This is a genomic window from Anaerovibrio sp., from assembly GCF_051866355.1.
Classification (GTDB): Bacteria; Bacillota; Negativicutes; order Selenomonadales; family Selenomonadaceae; genus Anaerovibrio.
The window spans coordinates 1-26,766 of sequence record NZ_JBJDWZ010000184.1 but is presented as its reverse complement, the minus strand read 5'-3'; the positions used below and the strand labels follow the sequence as shown (position 1 = coordinate 26,766).

Sequence of the window (26,766 nt, the reverse complement as noted above, 5' to 3'; positions counted from 1 at the left end):
CCGGCTCCCCGTGGATGGCGGGAAATTTTACATATTCTTCACAGGCACAGGGCCGCGGGAAAGGGCGATGGCACCGGTTCTGGCAATCTCAATAATCTGGAACTCGGCCAGCATCTCGCAGATAGCATCAATCTTGCTGCGGGAGCCGGTCAGCTCAATCACCACATTCTCAGGGCTCACATCCACAATCTTGCCGCGGAAAATATCCACGATATTGCGGATATCCGCCAGTGTATCCTTCTGAGCCTTGACCTTCAGCAGTACCAGCTCCCTGACGATGGAATCAACCTGACCAAGATTGACAATCTTGATGACATCAATCAGCTTGCCCAGCTGGTTCACCACCTGCTCCAGCTCCCTGTCATCCTCCACGGAAACCTCGATGTTGATACGGGTAACATCCCGTTCCTCGGTATAGCCGGCGGAAATGCTCTCGATGTTGAAGGCACGGCGGCTGATTAAGCCGGAAACATGGGTGAGAACGCCTGGCTTATTGTCTACCAGCACAGCTAAAATATATTTTTTCATTCCTTTTCCCCTCCCAAAACCATATCACTGAGGCAGGCCCCCGGCGCAACCATCGGCAGTACATCCTCGTTGCCCGGCAGCATGACATCAATCAGCATAGGGCCATCGGCGTTCAGTGCCTGCTTCAGCACAGGCTCCAGCTCCTCCGGCTTCTCAATGCGGCAGGCAGACATGCCCATAGCCTCTGCCAGCTTCACAAAGTCAGTCTTGCCCCCCAGCAGGGTCTGGGAATAGCGCTTGCCATAGAACATGCGCTGCCACTGGGTTACCATGCCCAGCACGCGGTTATGCAGGAGCACAACCTTGACATCAATGTTGTTGTCAGCGGCAGTGGACATCTCCTGGCAGTTCATCATGATACTGCCGTCACCGGTAAAGAGCACCACCTTCTTGTCCGGCTGTCCCAGCTTTGCCCCCAGGGCGGCAGGCAGGCCGTAGCCCATGGTGCCAAGGCCGCCGGAGGTCAGGAACTGGCGCGGCTGGCGGCTGTTGAAGAACTGGGCGGCCCACATCTGATGCTGGCCTACATCGGTAACAACCACGGTATCATCATCCACCAGCTCACTGACCTTCTCAATCAGCTCCTGCGGCATGATGTAATTGTCGTGGGTCTTGTACTCAAACGGATGCTTGTTGTTCATCTCAACAACATAGTTATGCCATACATTGTAACGTCCCTTGTAATCCACCGCGGACTCCTGCAAAAGACGGGCAAAAATCGGCAGTGACCAGCGCAAATCACCCACTACAGGGAAGTCGGCCACCACATTTTTATTTATCTCCGCCTTGTCCACATCAAAATGCACAATCCTTGCCTTTGGCGCAAAGGCGGCTACCTTGCCGATAACCCGGTCATCAAAGCGGACACCGATGCCGATAAGCAGGTCACACTCCTGCACAGCCATATTGGCCGCAAAGGAGCCGTGCATGCCTACCATGCCCAGGAACCCCTCCTGAGTGGATGGGATACAGCCCAGCCCCATCAGGGAGCTGACCACAGGAATATGGGTTTTGGCAATAATTTCCCGGAACAATTCTGCCTGATTGGACAGGGTTACGCCGCCGCCAATAAAGAACAGCGGCCGCTTTGCCTCGCCCAGTGCTTCCATCACCGCCGCCAGCTGGGCCTCATCACCAGTGAAGTCACCGCTGTAGCCCGGCAGATGCACCTTCTCCGGATATTCGTAATCTATCTCCTGCGTGAATACATCCTTGGCGATATCAATCACCACAGGCCCCGGACGCCCGGTGGAAGCGATGAAAAACGCTTCCCTGATGACCCTCGGCAAATCCACAGCCTTCTTCACCAGATAATTGTGCTTGGTAATCGGCGTAGTGATGCCTACAATATCCGCCTCCTGAAAGGAGTCCTTGCCAATCAGGGGATTTGTTACCTGGCCGGTAAAGCAGACCAGCGGAATAGAATCCATGTTGGCAGTAGCAATGCCGGTAATCAGATTGGTAGCACCCGGGCCGGACGTGGCAAAGCAAACGCCTACCCCGCCCGTTGCCCTGGCATAGCCGTCAGCCGCATGGACAGCGCCCTGCTCATGACGCGTCAGGATGTGAGGATACTTCGTCTTGTAGAGTGCATCATACAAGTCCAGCACCGCACCGCCGGGATAACCAAATATTACTTCAACATTCTCTCGTTTCAGGCTCTCCAATATAGCCTGCGCTCCATTCATCAGCAAGGAAATTCCTCCCCTATAAGAAATTTCAACGTATACTCTACGCTTCTTCTTTGTATATTCTATGGAAATTTCTAACACATAGTTATTACATTATACCCAATCTGACAGACTATTTCAACAGACAGACGATATATTAACAATTTTCTTATTTCTTATTGCTGTATGTAGTAAAATTTTAACACTCTCGTCTTCTGTATAAAAGCAGAAACTTTTTTTGTAAAAATAATCCGCACCGAAAAAACAAAATGGAATATATAAAATACATTTTCTTTTTGTTCTGACATTTCCTTTACACTTTTTCGCAAGTGTGTTATAATCATAAAACTTTCAGATATGGAGGGATATTTTTCAGCATGGCTAATACCCGCGACGAAGTAATAAACCGGCTTTTGGACAGCTATCGCACTTATTATAATATAACCCTTTACGATAATGAGCGGCTGCCTCTGCGTGCCCTTTGCGAGTATTACGAGCAGGCTGAAGGATTCATCCTCTCCCGCAAGGCCAATTTGTGGACTGCCAAATCAGAGGAATTTATTTTTCTGTATGAGATGCCCGTCCTGACGGTTTCTCTCTTTGAGCAGTGCCTGCAGGACGCCCGCAAGGCCGGCATGAAGCTGGCACACGTCGGGCCGGGCCACATGTATACCTACATTACGCCCATCTTTGTCTGCGGCTCCTGTGAGCCTGATGCGCTCCGGGCACTGAAGAAATGCAGTATTCACAAGACCTTCCTTTTCTCCTTCCACGGCTGGATGGATGTGCGGCTGGCGGCCTGCCTGACTGATACGCAGTCCGTTGTTGCAAACAAGGCCGGCAGGTGCATGGAGAAAAATCTGAAAAGAATATCATTTTCTTGAAAGGGGTCTATTACATGAACACGCTGGTACTTCTATTGATGTGTACAGCAATCCTGGCCTGCGGTTACACCTTCTATGGCCGCTGGCTCTGCAAACAGTGGGGCGTTGACGAAACCAACAGCACGCCAACCCCTGCACATACCATGACTGACGGCATGGACTACGTGCCTGCCAAGGCACCTGTGCTGATGGGGCATCATTTTTCTTCCATCGCCGGTGCGGGGCCTATTACCGGCCCGATTGCCGCTTCTATTTTCGGCTGGGTGCCTGTTGCCCTGTGGGTGCTGATTGGCGGCATCTTCTTTGGCGGCGTCCATGACTTTGGTGCATTGTTCGCTTCCATACGCCACAAGGGACAATCCATCGGCGAAATCATCGATGTAAACATGAGCCGCCGTGCCAAGGTATTATTTACGGTATTTACTTACCTGACCATCATTCTGGTCGTGGCCGCCTTCGGCGCCATCGTGGCCAGCACCTTCGGCGCCGTGATGAAGGACGGCGTTGTGGATGTGGCTGCCAGCTCTACCCAGGCATCTGTTGCCATGGTTTCCCTGCTGTTCATTCTGGTGGCCGTGATTTTCGGCTTTTTCGTCTATCAGCGGCACACCTCCATGGCGGTTACCACCGTTTTCGGCATCGCTGCCATCGTATTCTGCCTGGCTGTAGGCATGAACTGGCATCCTATTTACCTGTCCACCCAGACCTGGATGTACGTGGTGGGCGTGTACATCGCGATTGCTTCCGTAACTCCTGTATGGATTCTGCTGCAGCCTCGTGATTATCTCAGCTCCTTCCTGCTCTACGCCATGCTGTTTATTGCTTTTATCGGCGTTGTGGGCGCACATCCTGACATCAACCCTGAGCTGTTCCCGGCTTTCACCGGCTTTGCTGTAGAAACCAAGAACGGCATGCAGTATCTATTCCCTATCCTCTTTACTACCGTTGCCTGCGGTGCTATCTCCGGTTTCCATTCCCTGGTTTCCTCCGGTACCACCTCCAAGCAGCTGGACAAGGAATCAGATGCCCGTCCTATCGCCTACGGCTCCATGCTGCTGGAGTGCGTGCTGGCCATCCTGACCATCTGCGCCATTGCCTATGCCCGTGAAACAGGACATACCAAGGGCGTTACCGATATTTTTGCCGGCGGTATCGCATCCATGGCCGCCACCATTCCGGGCCTCGGCGGCATCGAGCATATCCTCTACACCCTGCTGGTGCTGACCTATTCTGCTTTCTGCCTGACCTCCCTTGACACGGCAACCCGCGTGGGACGCTTCATGTTCCAGGAGCTGTGGCTGGAGCCGGGACAGACCGTGGACGACATCAAGGAAGGCTGGAAGAAGCTTCTGGTAAATCCTTATGTGGCTACCCTGATTACCGTAGTGCTGGGCATTGCCCTGGGCATGAACGGCTTCCAGAAAATCTGGGGCATCTTCGGTGCCGCCAACCAGCTGCTGGCAGGACTTGGCCTTCTGGCTATCTGCACCTGGCTGGGCAATGCAGGCAAAAACAACAAGATGTTCCTGCTGCCTATGGCATTCATGACCGTGGTTACCATCAGCTCCCTGCTGATTATTGTCAAGAACCAGCTGAATGTTATCGCTGCCGGCGGTGCTGACTGGGGTCCTTATGCACAGGTTGTCATCGGCAGCCTGCTGACCATTCTGGCGATTATTCTGGTTATCGAGGGCATTTCTACCCTGAGAAAGCCAAAGAAGGCTGCTGCCTGATTGTGACAGCATGACGATAAACGGCATGTGGATAAAGACAATATGACAGCGCATTGTTGTACAGTATGATATTGTACTGATAAAAAAATTGCGGTTTTAACCACTCGCTTGGTAAAACCGCAATTTTTTATTGCCTTTTTTATTTTAATGCTTTTCTGAAAAAATTTGTTGCTTTAGCTTGAAAACTTCTTTCAGACATGCTAGAATATATACGTTGCGAAAACGCGGGCGTAGTTCATTGGTAGAATGCAAGCTTCCCAAGCTTTAGAGGGGGGTTCGATTCCCCTCGCCCGCTCCATATTGATTTTAGGCTTCATGGCGTGTCGTATGCTGTGAAGTTTTTTATTTTCTGCCATCGGGGTGCTGATTTATGATTACAATAATGCCGGATTTTTATAGCCAATTCTCCTGCAAGGCCGGAGCCTGCCAGCACACCTGCTGTCAGGGCTGGGAAATAGATATTGACGATGCCGCGGCCAGCCGCTATTTGCAAATGACGGGCACGCTGGGGGACAGGATGCGCCAGTGCATCACCCGGCAGGACGGCATATATTCCTTCAGGCTTACCCCGGAGGAACGCTGTCCCTTCCTCCAACATGATGGCTTGTGCCAGATTATTTTGCATGCGGGTGAGGAAAGCCTTTGCAATGTCTGTGCCATGCACCCGCGTTTTTTCACCTATCTGGGCGAACTGGAATTAGCCGGTATCGGTATGTGCTGTGAAAAAACCTGCGAACTGCTGCTGGGGAGCAATGCGCCGCTGTGCTTTTACATAGATGGCACAGATATTGCCCTGAATTTTTCTGAGCTGATGAGCCAGCCTGATATAGCCGTATGGCTGCCGGAGGACTGCAACATTCACGTAGCGGGCAGCTTTTGCGGTATAGCACAAATGACGATACAGCAAATCATCAGCATTCTGGGAAAGACAGCGCCCATTGACGACAGCTGGTGCCAGCTTCTGGATAAAATCCGGCACAGCATAACGGCAGGTGAGATATCCCTCGCCCTGCCTGCAGGCTTGCCGCCTGACAGCCAGGCCATCTATGACCGCATCTGCCAGTATATCCTCTACCGCCAGCTTGAAAGGCTCCCTCATTGGCATTTCACACAGCTGACCGCCTACGCACAGCTAAACACCTCCTTTATTTATCTGGCGGCGCAGATAACCAGTGATTTGCCGGAGGCACTTCGCCTCTGGTCGGCACAAATTGAGTACGATACGGATAATGTGGAAATTATTTTAGAAAATCTTTCACAATAACCAAAAAATCACTTGCAATATAATTTTTTTTACTGTATAATAAACAACGTTACTGGCGCGTTGGTCAAGTGGTTAAGACTCCGCCCTCTCACGGCGGCTTCAAGGGTTCGAATCCCTTACGCGTCACCAGCTAATTCAGCCCGAAGCGAGAGCTTCGGGCTTTTTTGTGCGCCAAAATAATGCCGCATAAACTTCTGCATACAAAAAACTGCCCCCCGGCAAAGCCGGGGAGCAGCCTTCATTCACAAAATCGCCATAGGGCAACAATTCAGCCAAAAGCCAAATTATTTTGCCATTGCCTCCTGTACAGCAACGGCAACAGCAACGGACATACCAACCATAGGGTTGTTGCCGGCACCGATGAGGCCCATCATGTCTACATGGGCAGGTACGGAGGAGGAGCCTGCGAACTGTGCATCGCCATGCATACGGCCGAGGGTATCGGTCATACCATAGGATGCAGGGCCTGCAGCCATGTTATCCGGATGCAGGGTACGGCCGGTACCGCCACCGGAAGCTACGGAGAAGTACTTCTTGCCCTGCTCGATGCGCTCCTTCTTGTAGGTACCAGCTACCGGATGCTGGAAGCGGGTAGGGTTGGTGGAGTTGCCGGTGATGGAAATACCAACATCCTCCTTGTGCATGATAGCAACACCCTCCGGAACGGAGTCAGCACCATAGCAGTTTACCTTTGCACGAGGGCCATCGGAGTAAGCGATGCGCTTAACTTCCTCAACCTCGCCAGTCTTGTAGTTGTACTGGGTCTGAACATAGGTAAAGCCGTTGATACGGGAAATAATCTGAGCAGCGTCCTTGCCGAGACCGTTCAGGATTACGCGCAGAGGCTCCTTGCGAACCTTGTTTGCAGTCTGAGCGATACCGATAGCACCCTCAGCAGCAGCAAAGGACTCGTGGCCAGCCAGGAATGCGAAGCAGGTATTCTCCTCAGCCAGCAGCATAGCAGCCAGGTTGCCATGGCCAAGACCTACCTTGCGGTGGTCAGCAACGGAACCAGGCACGCAGAAAGCCTGCAGGCCTTCGCCGATAGCCTTGGCAGCCTCTACAGCAGTGGTGCAGCCCTTCTTGATAGCGATAGCTGCGCCCAGGGTGTATGCCCACTTTGCGTTCTCGAAGCAGATTGGCTGCAGGTCGGTAACGATAGCAGCAGGGTCAAAGCCCTTCTCCTTGCAGATGTCAGCAGCTGCTTCAATAGATGGAATGTCGTATTTCTTACAAACTTCGTTGATACCGTCAATACGGCGCTCATAGCCTTCAAATAATGCCATTTTCTATTTCAGTCCTTCCTATTATCTCAGATTATTCTTTACGAGGATCGATGTAGCGAGCAGCATCAGCGAAGCGGCCCTTGGTGGAGGTGTTGGCCTTGATTGCCTCATTGGCATCAGTACCGGCCTTGATTGCCTCCATAGCCTTGCCCAGCTGAACAACTTCATAACCGATTACGCGGTCTTCGCTGTCAACAGCCATCTTCGTAACATAACCCTCTGCCAATTCGAGGTAACGAGGACCCTTGAGCTTGGTGGAATACAGGGTACCAACCTGGCTGCGGAGACCCTTGCCCAGGTCATCCAGGCCAGCACCTACAGGCAGGCCGTTATCAGAGAATGCAGTCTGGGTACGGCCATATACAATCTGCAGGAACAGCTCACGCATAGCAGTGTTGATGGCATCGCAAACCAGGTCAGTGTTCAGGGCCTCAAGGATGGTCTTGCCCGGCAGAATCTCTGCAGCCATAGCAGCGGAATGGGTCATGCCGGAGCAGCCGATGGTCTCAACCAGGGCTTCCTCGATGATGCCTTCCTTAACGTTCAGGGTGAGCTTGCAGCCGCCCTGCTGAGGAGCGCACCAGCCGATACCGTGGGTCAGGCCGCTGATGTCCTTAATCTCCTTGGACTGTACCCACTGGCCCTCTTCTGGAATTGGAGCCGGACCATGGTTTACTTCTTTTGCAATGCAAGTCATGTCTTCAACATGCTTATCATAATAAATCATTTCGTATTCCTCTCTTCACTAATTTTATAATACACAGGCCCGCCATGGCAGGCAGGGCTGTCAGCCCCGCCTGTCACCGCGGCCATAACCCTGCGCAGGCTTGCGGCAGGGAAACTCACTTAATCTTCACCAGGCTCTTGCCGGTCATCTCAGCAGGAATATCCATGCCTGCCAGGGTCAGCAGAGTAGGCGCAATATCGCACAGCGCACCATCAGATGCAATCCAGCCTACACGGTCGGATACCACGATAAACGGAACAGGGTTGGTCGTATGAGCTGTGAACGGCGCGCCGGTCTCAGGGTCAACCATCTGATCAGCATTGCCGTGGTCGGCAGTGATGCAGACCTCGCCGCCCATCTCGCGAACAGCCTCTACAAACCTGCCTACACAGGTATCCACAGTCTCAACAGCCTTCACAGCTGCCTCGATAACGCCGGTATGACCTACCATATCACCATTTGCATAGTTCAGGATGATAAAGTCATACTTGCCGGACCTGATGGCCTCAACAACCTTGTCAGTCACCTCAATGGCGCTCATCTCAGGCTGCAAGTCGTAGGTAGCAACCTTCGGGGATGGAATCAGGATGCGATCCTCACCCTCATAAGGCTCCTCTACACCGCCATTGAAGAAGAAGGTAACATGAGCATACTTCTCGGTCTCTGCAATGCGCAGCTGGGTCATGCCATTCCTGGCAATAACCTGGCCGAGGGTATTCTCAATGGATTCAGGCGGATAAGCAACCTCAACGTTCAGGCCTTCCTCATACTGGGTCATGGTAGCAAAGGAAATCTTTGCCTCCTTGCGAGGGAAGCCCTCAAACTCAGCGTCAGTAAAGGCATGGGTCAGCTCACGGGCACGGTCAGGACGGAAATTGAAGAAAATCACGCCGTCGCCATCACTGATGCCCTTGTAATCACCCACAACTACAGGCACTACGAACTCATCAGTTACCTCGTTGGCATAGGAAGCCTTGACAGCCTCCACTGCATCAGAAGCCGCAACACCCTCGCCCCTGGCAATGGCATCATAGGCCTTCTGCACGCGCTCCCAGCGCTTGTCGCGATCCATAGCATAGTAGCGTCCGGACAGGGAAGCAATCACGCCGCAGCCAATCTCATCAATCTTGGCCTGCAGGTCAGCCACATACTCTGCCGCAGAGGAAGGGTCAACATCACGGCCATCCAGGAAGGCATGAACATAAACCTTCTCGATGCCCTGCTGCTTGGCGAACTGCAGAAGCCCGTAAAGATGCTCGCTATGGCTGTGCACACCGCCCGGAGAAACCAGTCCCATGAGATGCAGGGCGCCGCCGTTTGCCTTGGCAGCCCCGGCCACGCTCAAAAGGGCCTTGTTCTCGAAGAAGTCCCCGTCCTTGATGGCCTTGGTAATACGGGTGAGAGCCTGATAAATAATCCTGCCCGCACCAATATTGGTATGGCCTACCTCGGAATTGCCCATCTGGCCGTCAGGCAGTCCTACGAACTCGCCGGAAGCCTGAATATGGGTATTCGGGAACTGCTGCTTCAAGCCATCAATAACAGGAGTTTTTGCAATCTGAATGGCATTATTCGGGTCAGCAGTGTTGCCGTTGCCATAGCCATCCATGATAATCAATGCTACCGGAGCATTTTTTAACTTTGCCATTAAATATACCTCAATAAAAGAAAAAGCAAATCAGCCAGGTGCCCAAAAGCGGGCACCTGCCGCCTAAATAACAAAACCAGAAATCAAATCAGAAACTGATCAGAACTTCACGATTGCGCTGAAATCAGCAGCCTTCAGGGAAGCACCGCCAACCAGTGCGCCGTCAACGTTTGGCTGAGCCATGAGATCCTTGATGGTAGCCGGCTTTACGGAGCCGCCGTACTGAATGCGGATTGCATCAGCAGCTTCCTGATTAAACTTGGCAGCTACAGCCTCACGGATAGCCTTGCAAACTTCCTCTGCCTGCTCGAAGGTAGCAGTCTTGCCGGTGCCGATAGCCCAGATTGGCTCATAAGCGATAACCAGCTTGGCAACCTCGTCAGCGGAGAAGCCTTCCAGAGCAGCGTTAATCTGAGCAACTACATGGTCAATGTAGTTGCCAGCCTCGCGGATCTCCAGGGACTCGCCGCAGCAGATGATAGGAGTGATGCCGGCAGCAAAAGCAGCCTTTGCGCGCTTGTTTACGCCCTCATCAGTCTCACCGAAATAATCACGACGCTCGGAATGACCGAGTACGCAATACTCTACGCCAATTTCGTTCAGCATGCCGGTAGAAATCTCGCCGGTAAAAGCTCCCTTTGGCTCCCAATGAACATTCTGTGCACCTACATGGATTTTGGTGCCCTTTGCAGCCTCTGCTACAGCAGCCAGAGCGGTTGCGGTAGGGCATGCAACAACGTCAACATCCTCAACGTCTGCAACCAGCGGAGCAAGCTCCTTGATCAGGGCAACGCCCTCTGCAATAGTGTTGTTCATCTTCCAGTTACCAGCGATAATAGGTCTACGTGCCATAATTAATTTTTCCCCCTATATTTTTATTTATATCAAAAATTACTTATCAGCAATTGCTGCAATGCCCGGCAGAACCTTGCCCTCAAGGAACTCAAGGGTAGCGCCGCCGCCAGTGGAAATATGAGAAATCTTGTCAGCAAGGCCGGTCTTCTTCAATGCCGCAATAGAGTCACCGCCGCCTACGATAGAAGTAGCACCGTTCTCAGTAGCCTCAGCAACAGCCTTGGCAACAGCCAAAGTACCCTTTGCAAAAGCATCAAACTCGAACACGCCCATCGGGCCGTTCCAGATAACGGTCTTGGCGCCAGCCAGTGCCTCGCTGTAAAGCTCGGAAGTCTTAGGGCCGCTGTCGAGAGCCTCCCAATCCTCCGGAACCTTGTCTACATCCACAATCTGGGTATTTGCATCAGCTGCGAACTTGTCGGCAATAGTCAGGTCTACAGGCAGAACAACCTTTACGCCCTTTGCCTTTGCCTTGTCCAGCTGAGCCAATGCTTCCTCAAACTTATCCTTCTCGCAGAGGGATTTGCCGATAGGCAGGCCCTGGGCTGCATCGAAGGTATGAGCCATACCACCGCCGATGATGATGGTATCAACCTTGTCAATCATGTTGGAAATAACGCCGATCTTGTCGGAAACCTTTGCGCCGCCGATGATAGCAACAAACGGACGCTGAGGAGCCTCAAGGGTCTTGCCGATGAAGTTGATTTCCTTCTCCATCAGGAAGCCTGCAACGGACTCCAGATACTGGGTAATGCCCACATTGGCTGCATGAGCGCGATGGGAAACACCGAAAGCATCGTTTACAGCAATGTCAGCCAGAGCGGCCAGCTGCTTTGCAAACTCCGGATCGTTCTTCTTCTCTTCCTTGTGATAACGGAGATTCTCAAGAAGGAGGATTTCACCCGGCTTCAAATCAGCGGCAGCCTTCTCTGCCTCCGGACCTACACAATCAGGTGCCCACTTTACATCCTGCTTGAATACTTCGGAAAGCCTCTTCAAGATGTGCTTAGTGGAGAACTTGTCCTCGCGAGCCTCAGATGGACGGCCGATGTGGCAGGCGAGAATAACAGCAGCACCCTGCTCCAGCAGATAGGACACGGTAGGAACAGTTGCCTGGATACGGGTATCATTGGTGATGTTCATGTTCTCATCGAAAGGAACATTGTAATCCACACGACAGAATACCTTCTTACCCTTCAAATCAACGTCTTTAATGGTTTTCTTGTTCATGTTCATGAAAAAATCTTACCTCCGCTCAAATAATGGGGAATACCTTTTCTTTTACAAGAAGAAGAGGCCCGGCCCAAACTAATTCCCTCACGGGAACTAAAGGCCGGACCTCGATGGATCTTTAAATTATTGAGTTACTCGATTTGGAAAATCAGCCCAGCTCAGCGAAGTACTTAATGGTGCGAACCATCTGGCTGGTGTAAGAGTTCTCGTTGTCATACCAGGAAACAACCTGAACCTGGGTCTTGCCATCGCCGATAGGGCTAACCATGGTCTGGGTAGCATCGAACAGGGAACCATACTTCATGCCGATGATATCGCTGGAAACGATCTCGTCCTCGTTGTAGCCGAAGGACTCAGTAGCCTGTGCCTTCATAGCTGCATTAACCTCATCAACGGTTACTTCCTTGTCTACTACAGCGTAGAGCAGAGTGGTGGAACCGGTAGGGGTAGGAACGCGCTGAGCAGCACCGATGAGCTTGCCGTCCAGCTCTGGGATTACCAGGCCGATAGCCTTTGCAGCACCAGTGGAGTTAGGAACGATGTTCACAGCAGCTGCACGGGAACGACGGAGGTCACCCTTGCGCTGTGGGCCATCCAGAGTCATCTGGTCGCCAGTGTAAGCATGGATGGTAGCCATGATACCGGACTTGATAGGAGCCAGATCGTTCAGAGCCTTAGCCATTGGAGCCAGGCAGTTAGTGGTGCAGGAAGCAGCGGAGATAACCTTGTCTTCCTTAGTCAGTACAGTGTGGTTTACGTTGTAAACAACAGTAGGGAGGTCCTTACCTGCTGGAGCAGAGATAACAACCTTCTTTGCGCCTGCAGTCAGATGAGCAGAAGCCTTCTCCTTGGAGGTGTAGAAGCCGGTGCACTCGAGAACTACGTCTACATCATGCTTGCCCCAAGGAATCTCTGCAGCATTTGCGCAAGCATAGATCTTGATCTCCTTGCCGTTTACAGTGATGGAATCCTCGCCTGCAGTTACAGCATCAGCGTACTTGTACTTGCCCTGGGAGGAGTCATACTTCAGCAGATGAGCCAACATCTTTGGGCTGGTAAGGTCGTTGATTGCAACAACTTCATAACCCTCAGCGTCGAACATCTGACGGAATGCCAAACGACCAATACGACCAAAACCATTAATAGCTACTTTAACTGCCATGTTAAAAATACCCCCTATAAATTTATAAAAGAATTGTTAGGAGATTAGCGTGAGCCGGGAGTCCATCCGCTAATGAGGCATGCTACGGCATACCGACAGAGCTCCATGCTGCCTGCCTTTCTCCTCCTTTGATTACTATAATAATACAGTAATTTCGGCCTTATTGTCAATGTAAATTCATAAATTCTAATAATTATAGGATAATTAATTTGTAACTATAAGTAATAGAGCGGAATGCGATTGAAACAATATTGCCAAAATTCATTCATATAGAGGCGGAATTATTTTTCCAGCGCCAGAATCGCCTGCACGGCCAGCGCGCATTCCAATCTCTTTTTCTGGATAGCACAGCCCATGTCATAAGGGATGCGGATATCCTCGTTAAAGAGGTCGGCATTGGCATGACAGCCGCCGCTGCAGAAGAACCTTGCCCAGCAGTCAATGCACTTCGGCTTGTTCAGCACATGGGACTCGCGGAAATACTGCGGCAGCTCCTGATTCTGCACGCCGCTGAACACATCCCCCAGCCTGTAGCGGTCACGGCCCACAAACTGATGGCACGGGTACAGATCGCCGTTGGCCGCCACCGCATAATACTCATGGCCTGCACCACAGCCGGAAAGCCTCTTTGCCACGCACGGGCCGTTGGACAAATCCATGTTGAAGTGGAAGAAGAAGAAGCCCTTGCCATCCCTGTGACGCTGCAGATAGAAATCGGTCAGCCTGTCATACTCGGCGTAGATTTCCGGCAGCATATCCTCCGTCAGGGCATAAGGAGAATCCTTCAGCACCACCGGCTCCATGGAAAGGATGTCAAAGCCTGCATCCGCCATAGCTTCCACATCCTTGGCAAAATCCAGATTGCAGGCCGTGTAGGTGCCGCGCATGTAGTAATTTTCGTCATTTCGGGAGTCCACGCACCTGCGGAAATTCGCCATAACCTTGTCATAGGTCGGATTGCCGCCGGCATCAGGGCGCATGTTGTCATGGGTTTCCCTGCGGCCGTCCGTGCTGAGCACCAGGCTGATGTTGTTATCGTTCAGCCACCGGATATTGGCATCATTGAGCGCCAGCCCGTTGGTGGTCAGGGTGAGCTTGAAGACCTTGCCCGTTTCCTTTTCCCGCTTTCTCACATACTCGGTCACATGCTTCACCAGCGGCATGTTGATAAGAGGCTCCCCCCCGAAGAAATCAATCTCGCAGTGCTTTCTAGGGCCGCTGTGGTCGATGATGTAATCCACCGCCGCCTGCCCTACTTCCTTGCTCATCATCTGACGCTCGCCGCCGTACTCGCCGGTATCGCCGAAGCAGTATTTACAGCGCATGTTGCAGTCATGGGCAGTCATCAGGCACAGGGATTTTACCAGCCCCTTCGCCTTGAAGGTAGGCGGCACATCAATATCCGGGGCGAACAGCTGCTGAATGTCCATCAGGTGATGCAGCTCCTCCAAAGCCTCCCGCACATCACCGGCAGGATACATGCCGTCCATGGCCTTCTGCACCTCGGCGTCATTTTCCCCGTCAAAATAATCCATCATGTCGTAAATCATCCTGTCCACCACATGCACCGCGCCGCTGTTGACGTCCAGCAGGATGTACATGCCGTTCTGCACGAACTTGTGAATTTTCTTCTGCATTTCCTTGTTCATTTATTCTCTCCTGTAAATCACAAACTATGATAACGCGAAAAAAGGCTCCCTTTGGGCAGGGAGCCTAATCTCTAACTCTTATTTCTTGCTCTCGCAAACCTGATTTCCTACAGTGCAGGAAGTCTTGCAGGCGGACTGGCAGGATGCCTGGCACTCGCCACAGCCGCCGGAATTCCTGGTCTGCTGCAGGGAAGGCTGATTAACAGTCTGAATGTGTTTCATAAAGAGAAACCTCCTTCATCAAATAAAATCTATTTCTATTTTACCTTGTTTGCCATTTATATGCAAGTCCCTGTGCCTGGGTTGCCGGCATCAAAATAAAATTAACCGGCAGATTTGAGGCCCCTGGCGGGGAAAATTCAAAGCTCAGCTGCTGTCCTGCCCCATAGGTGCCCAGGCTTGCCAGCTCGCTGGAGAAATAAATATAATCAGTGTCCGCCGTAGACGGGAAGCGGCTGCTGGTAAAATCGTCAATCCTCACATTGCCGAAATACAGCTGGTTCTGCGGCACGGAAAGCATAAACTTCTGCTTGTCCGCCATATCCTGCACGGACATGGCGCCTGCATACACGCCCCCCAGCGGCTGCAGGATGTACTGCACATCCCCGGTTCCCTTCACCGGCACCTGCAGCTCGTACATGATGCCGTAGTTGCCGTAGTTCTGGGTTTCACTGCCATCGGTGGCATCAATGCCGTAGCGGTAGGCATCCCGGTCGTTGTCTGCCAGCGGAATAAACACCGCACCGTCCATCTGGGGATTGTACACCTTTTCCGCCCGGATGATGCGGTTCATGCCCTTGTAGGTTCCCCGCAGGCGATGCTCATCCTTCGGCAGCACCTTGGCCTTTTTTATAAAATCAACCGGGTTCTCCCCGGCCGGGTACATGATGACAGACAAGCGCACAGGCCCGTCCGTAGTAAAATCATAGATGCCGTTTACCAGCTGTCCCGGCCTGACGATTGTTTCCGCCATCTTATTGCTCAGGATTTTTTTCCTGCCCGGAAAAACAAACACATTCCTGTTGACCCTGCTCTCCATGTACTCCTGCTGGGTCGTCTTGCCCACCCACAGATAGTTATCGCTGGGCGCGCTGAGAGCCTCACGGCTCACGTTCAGAATCGCCGTGTACTTTCCCTCATTTTCCAGCACCACGGCAATCTTCTTGTTCTGCCGCGTGTTGTTCAGGTGATAGTAAAAAATCCTGCCGGCCCCCGTCACCACATCAGAGTAAAGAATTCCATCCTGCTCCACATACTCAGGGCTGTCGGAAAACAGCAGGGTGCCGCCGCCATCCTCCACCGTCACCGGCCAGCGCTTCAAAAGCTGGGGACTGTCCTGGGGCTTTACCTGCCAGTCAACCTCCTCCATAGGATGCCATGACTCCGGCACGCGGTTGCTGTACTTTGGGTGCAGGCCGTCCACGTTCATGTTGACAGCCAGCTCCATCACCCGGTCTTCCCCGCGGGTGACCCTCGTACCTTTCTCCGCCGCAACGGCGCTGACACTCTCTGCATTGTTTTCCATGCCGCCATGCTGGCGCGCCTCTGCCATAGAGACGCCTGCCAGCATTACCGCTGCCATGACTGCCGGCAAAATTTTCCTGTACAAATTCATCTTCTCTCCAAACACTCCTAAAAACTAATCCATAAATCCTTAACAATCAAAACAAACAAAATCAAAAAGCAAGGCATCAAATCCTGTGCTGAAAAATGCCCAGCTGGGCAAAAATCCTGCCCTTGGCCAGCCGCCACTTGAATTCCTCAATGCCGAAGGATGGATGGGGAATATTTATCCGCTGCAGCTGATAGGTATCCGTATCAAGGGTGTTCAGCCCCGCATCCCCGGTCACCGCCGCCAGGTATTCTTCCTCTTTCAGCATATCCCGCAGCTCTGTCGTGTATTTGCCATTGGGATAGGAAAGAGTATAAATGGTATCCACGCCATTCCACTCCATCAGAAGCTTGGACAGCCTGACCTCGCTCCGGGCCGTTTCCATATCCATCTCCGTCAGGGGCAGGTGGTTTGCCGTATGGCTGCCAATCTCGATGCCCCGGTGCTGCATATCCTTCAGCTGTTCCCAGGTCAGATATTTATCCCTGCCGATGCTGTTGGCCACCATGAAGACGGTGGCCTTCATGCCCCGCGCCTCCAGAATGGGCAAAAGCTCCGTATAGTTGCTCTCATAGCCATCATCAAAGGTCAGGATAACAGGCTTCTCAGGCAGCTCCTGCAAGCCCTTTTTGGCCCGCAGGAAATCCCGGATGGAAATAGTGGTATAGCCCTGCTCCTGCAGATAATCCAGCTGCTGCTGAAAATCCTCCACAGGCACATTGTACTCATAGGCATCCTTGGGGTTCTCCGCCTGCACCATGTGATATTCCAGAATGGGAAATCCCTCCGGCTCAGGCTGTGCCAGCAGATACTGTATGCCGCCATAGCAGGCCAGCATCAGGACTGCTGCCGCGCCAAGACCCCATTTTAAATATTTTTTCACAGTATTACCTCTTTTGCATTATAGATTGGGTACTGCCGCTTTCCCCGCCATCTGCCAAAAGCCGCCGGACTACAAAAAATCCTTCAGCCTTTTCAGGCGGTTGTTCACGGCTCCCCGGCTGATGCCCAGCAGCTCCCCCAGCTCCGCCAGGGAGGCATCCATATTGTCCATTCTCGCCCTGGCAGCGGCCTGCAGCTTGGGCGGCAGCTGCTCCAGCCTGCCTTCTGCCTGCAGTCTTTTTATACAGGCCGCCTGCTCCACGGAAGCGCTGACTGTTTTCTGCAGATTGGCAGTTTCACAGTTTACCAGGCGGTTCACCTGATTGCGAACCTCCTTCAGGTTCCTTGCCACCGCCAGTTCCTCTGCCGCCTTGACCGCTCCCAGCATGGCCAGCAGGTCCATGATTTCCTCCCCATCCTTGATATAGACCTGATAGCTGTTTTTCCTGTCCGTAAAACCCACAGGAAAATCCATGTTTTTCAGAATCTGCACCAGTGTATGGGCAAAGGCGTAGCTGTTGGCGATAAATTCCAGATGGGACTGGGCTTCCGGCCGGTTCACCGTGCCGCCTCCCAGAAAAGCGCCCCGGAGATAGGCCTTGCGGCAGCACTGCTTCCGCAGAAGCCCCCTGTCCCTGCCCACGGCCCCCTCATCAGACCCCAGCATGCCCAGAGCTTCCATCAGGGGACGCACGTTGGGCGACGGCGCGACGCGCAGAAGATAGCTGTTATTCTTTTTCAGCCTCTTAGAGCGGCTCACCGTCACCTCCGGCTGCACCTGCCCCGTGGATTTCAGGAGCTGCAGGGCCCTGCGCGCCACAGCGGCATTTTCCGTGGTAAAATTCAGCCCCAGATTCATTCTGGCGCCGATGGTCACGGAGGCCCCCATGCGCAAAAGAGCTGCCAGCTCTGCAATCTGGCAGCATTTCCTCTTGCCACTGCCATGGGCAAGCTCATTTTTTACCTCTGTAGCAAAGGATGGCATCCTGTTCCCTCACAATCCAACATCTCAAATCCGGCCGCGGCCGGGTTACAGGGTTTCATACACGACCCGCATAACGCTTTCTGCCAGCTTTTTCGGGTCATGGTGAATAGCATCATGATCCGTAATCAGGTCGGCCTTGATTACGCCCACGCCCAGGGCGTTCAGCACATCCTCATCCACCACTACCGGATAGGCGCCTGTCTCCGCATATTTCTGCTTCAAGTCCTCCGGCACCGGCGTGGAATTCACAATCACATAGTCTACCGCATTGCGCCCCGCATGGTCAAGTATCGCCTTGACATGCATGGATGCGGTATAGCCGTCCGTTTCCCCCGGCTGGGTCATCACGTTGCAGATATAAATCTTCACGGCCTTGCTGCGGCACAGGGCATCACCGATGCCCTCTACCAGAAGATTCGGCATGATGCTGGTGTACAGGCTCCCCGGCCCCAGTACAATGGCCGCCGCATCGCGGAGGGCATCCAGCGAGGACTGCACGGCCTCCACATGCTCCGGGAACAGCTTGACGCGATGAATCTTCTTGTGTGCTTCCGGAATCTTGGATTCGCCGCAGACGATGGAGCCGTCCTCCATGATGGCATCCAGCCGCACGAACTCCTTGCTGGCAGGAAGCACCCGCCCCTTTACCGCCAGTACCTTGGAGGATTCTTTCAGGGCGGCCTCCACATCACCCGTCACCTGCGCCATAGCCGCAATAAACAGGTTGCCGAAGCTGTGCCCCGACAGCTGGCTGTCACCTTCAAAGCGGTGCTGGAACAGCTTCTCCATCAATGGCTCCGTATCAGCCAAAGCCACCAGGCAGTTCCTGAGATCCCCCGGCGGAATCATGCCCAGCTCCTCCCTCAGCCGCCCGGAGGAACCGCCGTCATCGGCTACCGTCACCACGGCCGTAACGTTTGAGGTAGCCTGCTTGATGCCGCGAAGCAGCACGGACAGGCCGTGACCGCCGCCCACCACCGTAATGGCAGGCCCCTTGCCCAGCATCCGCTTCTCATAGATTAAATCCACCAGCTTTTCTGATGAATTGGCAGGCAGCAGCACCGTAATAACGGAGCGTATCACGAAGCGCGCCGCCACCAGCATGACACCGAGGCCGGCCAGCACCATCAGCATGCCCACAAGGGCGGTGAAGGTGTAATCATAGCTGCCTGACCAGAGGTAGACAGCCCTGAAAATGGCCTCCTCTATGTTATCAATGTATTTATAGTTAAAAACCACCGCAATTCCCAGGCTGGCAAGCATGACGCCGCCCGCAAAGAGCAGCAGCCAGCGCTTGAATTTCATGCCGGGATACAGCCATTTTAACAAGTGCATTTATAACACTCCTTCTAAACCTCTTCCCTCACATGCTCCCAGACCTCGTTCTTCATCAGGTCACGATGCTCCAGCTTGACCTGACAGCCCTTGTCCTTCAGCAGCTGGTAGATATGATTGGCAATAAACACGGAACGGTGCATGCCGCCGGTACAGCCGGCCGCAATTACCAGCTGTGCCTTGCCTTCCTTCTCATACTGCGGAATCAGAAAATTCACCAGATTGTCCAGATGCTGCTTGAACTCCCTGGTCACAGGCCACTGGTCGATGTAGGAGGCCACATCAGGCACCGCGCCGCTCTTGTGCCGCATGGATTCCACGTAGAAAGGATTCGGCAGGAAGCGCACATCAAATACCAGATCGGCATCCAGCGGCATGCCAAACTTGAAGCCGAAGGAAATCACGTTGACATTCATCTTCTCCCCCACCCGCGGGGCGAAGAGCTTCAAAATCTTCTCCTTCAGGTCTATCTTTTTCAGCTCCGAGGTATCCACGATATAGGTCGCCTTATTGCGCACCTGGGCCAGCCTCTCCCTCTCCTTGGCCACGCCCTCGCTGATGCGGGAGCTGGGCGCCATAGGATGGCGGCGGCGGGTTTCCTTGTAGCGGCGGATGATGGCCGCATCGGAAGCATCCATAAAGAGCAGCACATACTGCTGGTTGTCCCTGTCCATATCCTCCAGCACGTGAATAAATGTGTCAAAAAACTCACGGCTCCTGGTGTCCACCACCAGCACCACCTTGCTGACACTGCCGCCGGACTGATGGCACAGCTCCGCAAACTTCGGAATGAACACAGGCGGCAGATTGTCCACCACAAAATAGCCGATATCCTCCAGATAGCGGCAGGCCTGCGTCTTGCCACTGCCGGACATGCCCGTGACAATAATAAATTCACAGCATTTGTCGGTACTCTTTTCTCTTTCCATACAAACCTCCGGAAACTACATGCAGAAGCGTTCCAGTGCTTCCGCAACCCCATCATGCTCATTATCCGTTACCATGTAGCGCGCGGCCGCCCTCGCCTCGTCGTTGGCGTTGCCCATGGCCACGCTGATGGCTACGGAGGTCAGCATGCTTACATCATTGCTGGAATCACCGATGGCCAGCACCTGCTCGGAAGGAATCTCCAGAATTTCGGCCAGCCTTGCGATGGCAGTCGCCTTGTTCACCCCCGGCTTAATCAGCTCCACGTAGGTAGGCGACGACTTCATGGCGTCAATCCGGCCGCCGAACTTCTGGCGCACCAGCTCTACCGCCGCGTCAGCCTCCTCCGGCGTACTGCCCATAATCAGCATCTTCGGCACCTTATAGGTGTACTTGTAGATATCCTCGCCTACGGCATTCCCCGGCACGCCGCACATCTTCTGATAGAACTTGGCATGCTCGTCATTCTCCTTGAAATACAGCTTATCCTCGCTGTAGAGATGGATATACAGCTCCTGCTCCCTGGCAAAATCCAAAAGCTCCCTGACAAGGTCCTCCTCCAGATAGGAAGCATACAGCTCCTTGCCGGCCGCAGTCTTTATCAGCGCACCGTTGTAGGTGATAATCGGCACATCCAGCCCCAGCTCCTGGGCGTAAGGCAGGGTTGAGGCATACATGCGGCCGGTGGCGATGGTAAATACCACGCCGGCCTCCACAGCCCGCCTGATGGCATGCTTGTTGCCCCGGGAAATTTTATGCTCGCTGTTCAAAAGTGTACCATCCATATCCGTAACAAATAATTTTGCTTTCATCATCAATTCTCCTTTGTACTAATCTGCTCTTGAATACAAAACCATATACAGCCGCACCCTCACGGGCTGAAAGTAACGGTAACGCTCTGGCCCGGCTGAATCTCCGTGCCTGCCGGAATGCTCTGGCCGCGCGCCAGTCCGTTGCCCTGCACGTCTATGCCCAGCCCCAGCTCCGCCAGTTGTCTGGATACATCCCTGATGCTCATGCCGGTCAGGTCAGGCATCCGCACCTTGCCGTCGCTGGCGGCAGGTGCCGGCCTGGCCGCGGTTCCCGCATCCTTGTCCTTGTTCATATCCGCAAAAGTGTCACTGGACGGACTGATGTGCATGAACCGCAGCAGCTGGGAAAAGATATCCCTTGCCACAGGCGCCGCAATCTGACCGCCGTAGAACGCTCCTGCCGACGGATCATCAATTACCACCAGCACCACCAGCTCCGGATTTTCCACCGGGGCAAAGCCGCAGAAGGAGGCAATATACCTGCCCTCCATGTAACCGCTGGTATTTTCATTGATTTTCTGCGCCGTACCGGTCTTGCCCGCTATGCGATAGCCCTTCACAGCCGCCTTGGAGCCGCCGCCGGTGGCTACCACCTGCTCCAGAAGCCCCACCAGCGTCTTGTCGGTGGCAGAGTCCAGCACCCGGCGCACCTCCTCCCGGCCATACTCCTTGTAAACAGAGCCGTCCGCATTGGTAATCTGCTTTACGATGTGGGGTTTCAGCAGCACGCCGTCATTGGCCACAGCCGACATGGCCGTTACCAGCTGCAGCGGCGTCACGGCAATACTCTGGCCTATGGCCATAGTAGCCACGTCGGAGTTTACCATGTTTTTCGGGTCGGAAAACAAAATTCCCGCTTCCTCTCCCGGCAGTTCAATCCCTGTCGCCTTGCCAAACCCGAACTTCTCCGCATATTCGTTGAGCTTTTCGCCCCCCAGCCACAGTCCTATCTGGGCAAAGCAGGTGTTGATGGAATTCTTTACAATATCCGTAAAGGTGACGTTGCCGAAGCTCTCACCGTTCCAGTTCTGAATCCGCTTCTCCGAAACATCGATATGCCCCGGATCATAAAAGGTCATATTGGGAGCTACTACCCCTTCCTGCAGGGCCGAGCCTGCCACCATGGCCTTGAAGGTGGAGCCTGGCTCATAGACAGATGAGATGGCCCTGTTGCGCCAGGCCTCATCATTGGCCTGCCAGAATTTGTTAGGGTTGTAGCTGGGACGGGATGCCATGGCCAGCACCTCGCCGGTCTTCGGGTCCATGACCACCGCCGTCACCGCCTTCGGCTTGTTGTCAGCCATGGCCTTTTCCAGCGCCTGCTCCACGATAAACTGCATGGTGCTGTCGATAGTCAGGGTGATGCTCTTGGAATTGTCCCCCTTGTAGCGCTGCTGGGCCACTGAAAATATGGAGTCAAAAATCGGCCTGCCCCGCATATCTATCAGGAGGTCGGCCTCCTGGGCCTCTCCCTTAAGCATATCATCCGCATATTGCTCCATACCGGCAAGCCCCTTGTCATCCGTGCCGATAAAGCCCAGCACATTGGCCGCCAGCATATCGTTTGGATAATACCTCTTTACCTCGTCATGCAGTTCAAGGCACTCATAGTCGTTGGCCTCCTTCAGCTCCCTGACGGCATTTTCCTCGTCCACCTCCAGACGACGCTTGACGTAGACAAATACGCCACCTGTATCTATATCCTCGCGAATTTCCTCCGGCTTCAGCTTGAGTATATCTGACAGCTGCATGGCAAGATTTTCCCTGTCCTCACTCCTGACCTTGCTGGGATTGATTACCAGTGACTTGGCCATGCGGCTGATGGCAAGCTCCCGCCCGTTCCTGTCCAGAATCTTGCCGCGGGGGGACTGCCTGGCCCTGTTTTCCTCCGCTATGGTGATAGCCCTCTCCGCCAGCTCATCACCGTTCACCAGCTGCAGCCAGGCAAACCGTACCGTCAGCAGGAAAAAACAGCCCCATATCACCAGCAACAGCCAGCTGATTCTGTTCTGCACATCGTGCCGCCGCTTCTTCATCTATTCTATCACTCCAATAATAACTCATATCCTGTCCTTCCATTTTACACTATATCTTGTCAAAAGCAAAAATTTTTTACAGCAAAACGATTTACAAATTATTTATCCTGCTGATATAATATAGGGAGAATGGCGGTGATTGTTTTATGGACGCTACAGACAAGCGAATTTTAAAAAGATTGCAGGAAAATGCCCGCGTTACTGTTTCCGTGCTCAGTCAGGAGATTTCCCTGTCCATGCCGGCGATCAGCGAGCGCCTGAAAAAGCTGGAAAATACCGGCGTGGTACAGCAGTACACGGCGATTTTGAACCCTTCACTGGTTGACAAGCACCTGATGGCCTTCATCTACATCAGCTTTGACAATCCAAACAATGGTGATAAGTTCAGGGAATTTATCGCCGGCGAGATGGATGTAAAGGAATGCTTCTACATTACGGGCGACTATGATTACGCCCTGAAAATCATTACCAAGAGCACCAAAACTCTGGAAAAGCTGCTGACCCGCATCAAGAATCAGGATGGCATCTTAAAGACCGAAACCATCGTTGTACTTTCCACGATTACCGACAGGCCGACAATCGAGCTTGAATAAAATTTATGGGGTTGCCGCATCAGAACACCTGCTGATGCGGCAACCCCATTTTTACCAGTGATATTTCTCCCCGCGGTTGATTTTGAAGGCGCGATAAATCTGCTCCACCAGCAAAAGCCTTATCATCTGATGGGTAAAGGTCATGGGCGAAAAGCTCAGCCTGAAATCGGCCGCCTGCCGCACCTCATCAGAAAGGCCGAAGGCCCCGCCAATCAAAAAGGTAATGCTGCTCCTGCCGGACAGCCCCAGCTGACGGATTTTTTCCGCCAGCTCCTCCGAGGAAACCTGCCTGCCGTACACATCCAGCACAATGAGAAAACTGCCCTCCGGCACCTGCCGGAGCAGGCGCTGTCCCTCCTGGGACAGTACCTGTTTTTTTTCTGCCTCTGATGGGTTGTCCTTCATCTTTTCTTCATTGATTTCCACGATTTTCACGGTGGCAAGGGGCGTAAGCCGCTTCAAAAACTCATTGATGCCGGCGGTCAGGTATTTTTCCTTGAGCTTGCCTGCCGCCACAATGGTTATTTTCATGAAGCCGCCTCCATCACCACGTCAACGGTAACCGTGCTGCCGTTCCTGTCCAGCTTCACCTTGACAGTATCGCCCACCTTGGCGTTCAGAACCGCATTGCGTACCTCGCCCACTTTGTTGGTTTCCTTGTCACCGATGGAGAGTATGATATCGCCGCGGCGGATGCCAGCCTTGTAGGCAGGGCCGTTGACGGTAACATTTTCTACATATACGCCCTTGTCCACATTCAGTATATAGCCGTAACGTCCGGCAGTTTCCTTGTCAAAGATGCCGACCCCCAGATACGGACGCGTCACCTTGCCATCATCCATCAGGTCATCCACAATCTCACGCACCGTATTGATAGGGATGGCAAAGCCCATGCCCTCTACGCCGCTGCGGGCAATCTTGGCGGAATTGATGCCGATAACCTTGCCGTCAGCATTGACCAGCGCACCGCCGGAGTTGCCCGGATTGATGGCCGCATCAGTCTGGATAACCTTGATTACCCTGTCATCCAGCTCCAGAGAGCGGTTCAGGGCGCTGATAACGCCGCTGGTAACACTGCCCTGGAATTCCAGCCCCATAGGGTTGCCGATGGCGATAGCAGGCTCACCTACCATGATGTCGTCAGAATTGCCGAACTCTGCCGCCGGCAGGTCATCTGCATCGACCTTGACCACAGCCAGGTCCGTCAGCTCATCAGCGCCAATCAGCCTGCCGGACAGGGAACGCCCGTCGGAAAGGGAAACGATGATTTCCTTGGCACCGCTGATAACATGGTTATTTGTCACTATATAGCCATCCTTGCGGAAGATAACGCCGGAGCCGGCTCCCTCCACCTGCACAGGATTGTTGAACCAGTCCCTTGCCACAGCCTTGTTGGTAATGCCCACAACTGCCGGGCCTACAGCCTTGGCTGCCCGCACCACGGGCGTATTCCTCGCATCTGACACATCCTTGCCGGCCACAGCCGCCGGAATTCCGCCGCTCTCAGGCTCCCCGGCCAGCCCGTTGCTGCACCCTCCCAGAAGCACGGTTGCCACAATCAGCACACCGGCAACACCGGAAACACATCTTTTTGCAAATTTGCTGCGATAAGTCATAATCCTTCTCCTCCTCAATGTCAAAACTCTATACTGACACAACGATTCTGGTCTGTTACATATATTTCCATATCATCAACACCCTGCTGCTGGAATATCCCCTGCACGGTTGACATGGCCAGCTCAGGACGGTTGTTAGACTCACTCAGATGAGCCAGCAGCAGTTTTTTCGGCCGTTGCTTCAGCCCTGCCACCGCCAGCGCCGCATCCCTGTTGGACAGATGCCCCCGCGTCCCCAGAATCCGCTTTTTCAGGCTGTAGGGATAGCTGCCATTTTTCAAAAGCTCCACATCGTGATTGGTTTCCAGCACCAGCACCTGGGCTCCCTCCAGCATGCTCTGCAGGCCGCTGTCCACAAAGCCCATATCCGTTGCCACGATGCAGCGGCTGCTGCCCTGAACCACATAGCCCACCGGGTCCGCGGCATCATGCGGAATCGCAAAGGCCCTGACCGTCACCCTGTCCAGGCGCACCCGGTCAATAATCGGATTGATGCACTCTATAGGCAGCTCACTGTAGAAGCTCATGGCTCGAAAGGTTTCCGGACGGCTGTACACCTGCACGCCGTACTTTTTTGTCAGCGTCATCAGCCCGCTGATATGGTCCCCATGCTCATGGGTAATGAAAATCCCGTCCAGCTCCTCCACTGCCTGCCCTATACGATTCAGCTCCTGGCGTATGCGCCGGGCGCTGATTCCTGCATCAATCAAAAGCCTCTTGCCATCCAGCTCGATAAACGTGGCATTTCCCTTGCTGCCACTGGCCAATACAGCCACCTGCATATATCTATCTCACTCCTATAAAACATATTTCAGTATAAAAAATAATAATGGAAATTGTATGTAAAGTCAAAGTATCCCGCCAAAAGCCTCTTTGAAATTTTGTTCATTAAGACATTTGACAAATTTCATTTTGACCATTTTTCAATTGATTGAAATCAATACAAAACCCGTAGCATATCTGTCTATTGTTTTGGGTATTAGTGGACTTTTTAATTCAAATAAAGGCAAATTAATTGTAAAAAATATACAATTTCTACTTGACTTGTATAACCATTTATGCTATCCTTATAGCAAGATAAGTTTACAGCTTGAAATTTAGTATGTAGCTTACCACCTGCAGCGGCTGTTTTTTTCCAACGCCATTTCTCAGCCGCAGCAGTTAAGGTGATGTATTCCCTATAGTACATCCCTATAGTCAATCCCTTTCAGCCCTCAGACGCTTTACTGGGGGTATTTTTTTGTTCCGAAAGCAGAAAATCGGCATGCCACCTTGCCAATGGCATGCCGATTTTTTAATGTCTGTCCTTGCTTCCCAGCTTCTTGCGGC

Annotated in this window: 24 protein-coding genes and 2 tRNA genes; 6 read left to right on the top strand and 20 right to left on the bottom strand. The window is 53.0% G+C overall.

Features of this window, described 5'->3' with window-relative positions:
• Positions 1-27: 27 nt before the first annotated feature.
• Together ilvN and ilvB are read right to left on the bottom strand one after the other, a co-directional pair.
• Positions 28-528, bottom strand: coding sequence for an acetolactate synthase small subunit (ilvN, locus tag ACI3UA_RS09775; RefSeq protein ID WP_439724625.1), 501 nt, complete (start codon positions 526-528; stop codon positions 28-30).
• A complete protein-coding gene (gene ilvB / locus ACI3UA_RS09770; protein WP_439724637.1) occupies positions 525-2,216 on the bottom strand; it encodes a biosynthetic-type acetolactate synthase large subunit in 1,692 nt (563 codons plus the stop codon). Before ilvB ends, ilvN begins: the two co-directional genes overlap by 4 nt.
• Before the next feature lie 359 nt (positions 2,217-2,575).
• Between ilvB and ACI3UA_RS09765 the strand changes: the two genes are divergently transcribed.
• The 5 genes from ACI3UA_RS09765 (at position 2,576) to ACI3UA_RS09745 (ending at position 6,208) form a co-directional block, all read left to right on the top strand.
• Entirely contained in the window at positions 2,576-3,082 is a 507-nt protein-coding gene (locus ACI3UA_RS09765; RefSeq protein ID WP_439724624.1) for a hypothetical protein, read from the top strand.
• 14 nt (positions 3,083-3,096) lie between these two features.
• Complete coding sequence (locus ACI3UA_RS09760; protein ID WP_439724623.1) at positions 3,097-4,815, top strand: carbon starvation CstA family protein; 1,719 nt, start codon at positions 3,097-3,099, stop codon at positions 4,813-4,815.
• A gap of 224 nt (positions 4,816-5,039) precedes the next feature.
• Positions 5,040-5,113 (top strand) — tRNA-Gly (locus ACI3UA_RS09755).
• 72 nt (positions 5,114-5,185) lie between these two features.
• Positions 5,186-6,079 (top strand): flagellin lysine-N-methylase, encoded by an 894-nt coding sequence (gene fliB / locus ACI3UA_RS09750; RefSeq protein ID WP_439724622.1) that lies wholly within the window; start codon positions 5,186-5,188, stop codon positions 6,077-6,079.
• A 54-nt stretch (positions 6,080-6,133) separates the two neighbouring features.
• Positions 6,134-6,208, top strand: a tRNA-Glu gene (locus tag ACI3UA_RS09745).
• Positions 6,209-6,363: 155 nt separating this feature from the next.
• Here the strand turns inward: ACI3UA_RS09745 and ACI3UA_RS09740 are convergent.
• From ACI3UA_RS09740 to ACI3UA_RS09670, 15 genes are all read right to left on the bottom strand, one after another.
• Positions 6,364-7,365, bottom strand: a complete 1,002-nt coding sequence (locus tag ACI3UA_RS09740; protein WP_439724621.1) for a GGGtGRT protein — start codon at positions 7,363-7,365, stop codon at positions 6,364-6,366.
• A gap of 31 nt (positions 7,366-7,396) precedes the next feature.
• The gene (locus tag ACI3UA_RS09735; protein ID WP_439724620.1) at positions 7,397-8,092 is read right to left on the bottom strand and encodes an iron-sulfur cluster assembly scaffold protein; all 696 of its coding nucleotides are present in this window, start codon (positions 8,090-8,092) and stop codon (positions 7,397-7,399) included.
• A gap of 115 nt (positions 8,093-8,207) precedes the next feature.
• Positions 8,208-9,740: a 2,3-bisphosphoglycerate-independent phosphoglycerate mutase gene (gpmI, locus tag ACI3UA_RS09730; RefSeq protein ID WP_439724619.1), complete on the bottom strand. Its 1,533-nt coding sequence runs from the start codon at positions 9,738-9,740 to the stop codon at positions 8,208-8,210.
• Positions 9,741-9,839: 99 nt separating this feature from the next.
• The gene (gene tpiA, locus ACI3UA_RS09725; RefSeq protein ID WP_154405640.1) at positions 9,840-10,592 is read right to left on the bottom strand and encodes a triose-phosphate isomerase; all 753 of its coding nucleotides are present in this window, start codon (positions 10,590-10,592) and stop codon (positions 9,840-9,842) included.
• Between the two features lie 39 nt (positions 10,593-10,631).
• On the bottom strand, positions 10,632-11,825 hold the full coding sequence (locus ACI3UA_RS09720; protein WP_439724636.1) for a phosphoglycerate kinase: 1,194 nt from the start codon (positions 11,823-11,825) through the stop codon (positions 10,632-10,634).
• Positions 11,826-11,976: 151 nt separating this feature from the next.
• Positions 11,977-12,990 carry a type I glyceraldehyde-3-phosphate dehydrogenase gene (gene gap / locus ACI3UA_RS09715; RefSeq protein ID WP_439724618.1) on the bottom strand — a complete coding sequence of 338 codons (1,014 nt, stop codon included), beginning with the start codon at positions 12,988-12,990 and terminating at the stop codon, positions 11,977-11,979.
• A 281-nt stretch (positions 12,991-13,271) separates the two neighbouring features.
• Positions 13,272-14,627 (bottom strand): thioether cross-link-forming SCIFF peptide maturase, encoded by a 1,356-nt coding sequence (scfB, locus tag ACI3UA_RS09710; RefSeq protein ID WP_439724635.1) that lies wholly within the window; start codon positions 14,625-14,627, stop codon positions 13,272-13,274.
• Between the two features lie 90 nt (positions 14,628-14,717).
• Positions 14,718-14,861 (bottom strand): six-cysteine ranthipeptide SCIFF, encoded by a 144-nt coding sequence (gene scfA, locus ACI3UA_RS09705; RefSeq protein ID WP_439724617.1) that lies wholly within the window; start codon positions 14,859-14,861, stop codon positions 14,718-14,720.
• Between the two features lie 40 nt (positions 14,862-14,901).
• Entirely contained in the window at positions 14,902-16,248 is a 1,347-nt protein-coding gene (locus tag ACI3UA_RS09700; RefSeq protein ID WP_439724616.1) for a copper amine oxidase, read from the bottom strand.
• Between the two features lie 82 nt (positions 16,249-16,330).
• The gene (locus ACI3UA_RS09695) at positions 16,331-17,134 is read right to left on the bottom strand and encodes a polysaccharide deacetylase family protein (protein WP_439724615.1); all 804 of its coding nucleotides are present in this window, start codon (positions 17,132-17,134) and stop codon (positions 16,331-16,333) included.
• 69 nt (positions 17,135-17,203) lie between these two features.
• Entirely contained in the window at positions 17,204-18,118 is a 915-nt protein-coding gene (gene whiA / locus ACI3UA_RS09690; RefSeq protein WP_439724614.1) for a DNA-binding protein WhiA, read from the bottom strand.
• A 45-nt stretch (positions 18,119-18,163) separates the two neighbouring features.
• A complete protein-coding gene (locus ACI3UA_RS09685) occupies positions 18,164-19,453 on the bottom strand; it encodes a gluconeogenesis factor YvcK family protein (protein WP_439724613.1) in 1,290 nt (429 codons plus the stop codon).
• Between the two features lie 14 nt (positions 19,454-19,467).
• Positions 19,468-20,382 (bottom strand): RNase adapter RapZ, encoded by a 915-nt coding sequence (gene rapZ, locus ACI3UA_RS09680; protein ID WP_439724612.1) that lies wholly within the window; start codon positions 20,380-20,382, stop codon positions 19,468-19,470.
• Between the two features lie 15 nt (positions 20,383-20,397).
• Entirely contained in the window at positions 20,398-21,192 is a 795-nt protein-coding gene (locus ACI3UA_RS09675; RefSeq protein WP_439724611.1) for a Cof-type HAD-IIB family hydrolase, read from the bottom strand.
• Positions 21,193-21,251: 59 nt separating this feature from the next.
• On the bottom strand, positions 21,252-23,228 hold the full coding sequence (locus ACI3UA_RS09670) for a penicillin-binding protein (RefSeq protein WP_439724610.1): 1,977 nt from the start codon (positions 23,226-23,228) through the stop codon (positions 21,252-21,254).
• 146 nt (positions 23,229-23,374) lie between these two features.
• On the opposite strand from ACI3UA_RS09670, the gene ACI3UA_RS09665 reads away from it, so the two are divergent.
• Positions 23,375-23,821 (top strand): Lrp/AsnC family transcriptional regulator, encoded by a 447-nt coding sequence (locus ACI3UA_RS09665; RefSeq protein ID WP_439724609.1) that lies wholly within the window; start codon positions 23,375-23,377, stop codon positions 23,819-23,821.
• A 51-nt stretch (positions 23,822-23,872) separates the two neighbouring features.
• Here the strand turns inward: ACI3UA_RS09665 and rlmH are convergent, their stop codons facing one another.
• From rlmH to ACI3UA_RS09650, 3 genes are read right to left on the bottom strand one after another with little or no spacing between them, the layout of a single operon-like run.
• Complete coding sequence (rlmH, locus tag ACI3UA_RS09660; RefSeq protein WP_439724608.1) at positions 23,873-24,352, bottom strand: 23S rRNA (pseudouridine(1915)-N(3))-methyltransferase RlmH; 480 nt, start codon at positions 24,350-24,352, stop codon at positions 23,873-23,875.
• Complete coding sequence (locus ACI3UA_RS09655; protein WP_439724607.1) at positions 24,349-25,437, bottom strand: S1C family serine protease; 1,089 nt, start codon at positions 25,435-25,437, stop codon at positions 24,349-24,351. The genes rlmH and ACI3UA_RS09655 overlap by 4 nt, the downstream gene beginning before the upstream one ends.
• Positions 25,438-25,457: 20 nt before the next feature.
• Positions 25,458-26,219 (bottom strand): MBL fold metallo-hydrolase, encoded by a 762-nt coding sequence (locus ACI3UA_RS09650; RefSeq protein WP_439724606.1) that lies wholly within the window; start codon positions 26,217-26,219, stop codon positions 25,458-25,460.
• Positions 26,220-26,766 lie beyond the last annotated feature (547 nt).

What these genes read in the sequence shown, in the direction of transcription:
- ilvN (WP_439724625.1), bottom strand. Translation starts at nt 528, where the DNA reads ATGAAAAAATATATTTTAGCTGTGCTGGTAGACAATAAGCCAGGCGTT.
- ilvB (WP_439724637.1), bottom strand. Translation starts at nt 2,216, where the DNA reads ATGAATGGAGCGCAGGCTATATTGGAGAGCCTGAAACGAGAGAATGTT.
- ACI3UA_RS09765 (WP_439724624.1), top strand. Translation starts at nt 2,576, where the DNA reads ATGGCTAATACCCGCGACGAAGTAATAAACCGGCTTTTGGACAGCTAT.
- ACI3UA_RS09760 (WP_439724623.1), top strand. Translation starts at nt 3,097, where the DNA reads ATGAACACGCTGGTACTTCTATTGATGTGTACAGCAATCCTGGCCTGC.
- fliB (WP_439724622.1), top strand. Translation starts at nt 5,186, where the DNA reads ATGATTACAATAATGCCGGATTTTTATAGCCAATTCTCCTGCAAGGCC.
- ACI3UA_RS09740 (WP_439724621.1), bottom strand. Translation starts at nt 7,365, where the DNA reads ATGGCATTATTTGAAGGCTATGAGCGCCGTATTGACGGTATCAACGAA.
- ACI3UA_RS09735 (WP_439724620.1), bottom strand. Translation starts at nt 8,092, where the DNA reads ATGATTTATTATGATAAGCATGTTGAAGACATGACTTGCATTGCAAAA.
- gpmI (WP_439724619.1), bottom strand. Translation starts at nt 9,740, where the DNA reads ATGGCAAAGTTAAAAAATGCTCCGGTAGCATTGATTATCATGGATGGC.
- tpiA (WP_154405640.1), bottom strand. Translation starts at nt 10,592, where the DNA reads ATGGCACGTAGACCTATTATCGCTGGTAACTGGAAGATGAACAACACT.
- ACI3UA_RS09720 (WP_439724636.1), bottom strand. Translation starts at nt 11,825, where the DNA reads ATGAACAAGAAAACCATTAAAGACGTTGATTTGAAGGGTAAGAAGGTA.
- gap (WP_439724618.1), bottom strand. Translation starts at nt 12,990, where the DNA reads ATGGCAGTTAAAGTAGCTATTAATGGTTTTGGTCGTATTGGTCGTTTG.
- scfB (WP_439724635.1), bottom strand. Translation starts at nt 14,627, where the DNA reads ATGCAGAAGAAAATTCACAAGTTCGTGCAGAACGGCATGTACATCCTG.
- scfA (WP_439724617.1), bottom strand. Translation starts at nt 14,861, where the DNA reads ATGAAACACATTCAGACTGTTAATCAGCCTTCCCTGCAGCAGACCAGG.
- whiA (WP_439724614.1), bottom strand. Translation starts at nt 18,118, where the DNA reads ATGCCATCCTTTGCTACAGAGGTAAAAAATGAGCTTGCCCATGGCAGT.
- ACI3UA_RS09685 (WP_439724613.1), bottom strand. Translation starts at nt 19,453, where the DNA reads ATGCACTTGTTAAAATGGCTGTATCCCGGCATGAAATTCAAGCGCTGG.
- rapZ (WP_439724612.1), bottom strand. Translation starts at nt 20,382, where the DNA reads ATGGAAAGAGAAAAGAGTACCGACAAATGCTGTGAATTTATTATTGTC.
- ACI3UA_RS09675 (WP_439724611.1), bottom strand. Translation starts at nt 21,192, where the DNA reads ATGAAAGCAAAATTATTTGTTACGGATATGGATGGTACACTTTTGAAC.
- ACI3UA_RS09670 (WP_439724610.1), bottom strand. Translation starts at nt 23,228, where the DNA reads ATGAAGAAGCGGCGGCACGATGTGCAGAACAGAATCAGCTGGCTGTTG.
- ACI3UA_RS09665 (WP_439724609.1), top strand. Translation starts at nt 23,375, where the DNA reads ATGGACGCTACAGACAAGCGAATTTTAAAAAGATTGCAGGAAAATGCC.
- rlmH (WP_439724608.1), bottom strand. Translation starts at nt 24,352, where the DNA reads ATGAAAATAACCATTGTGGCGGCAGGCAAGCTCAAGGAAAAATACCTG.
- ACI3UA_RS09655 (WP_439724607.1), bottom strand. Translation starts at nt 25,437, where the DNA reads ATGACTTATCGCAGCAAATTTGCAAAAAGATGTGTTTCCGGTGTTGCC.
- ACI3UA_RS09650 (WP_439724606.1), bottom strand. Translation starts at nt 26,219, where the DNA reads ATGCAGGTGGCTGTATTGGCCAGTGGCAGCAAGGGAAATGCCACGTTT.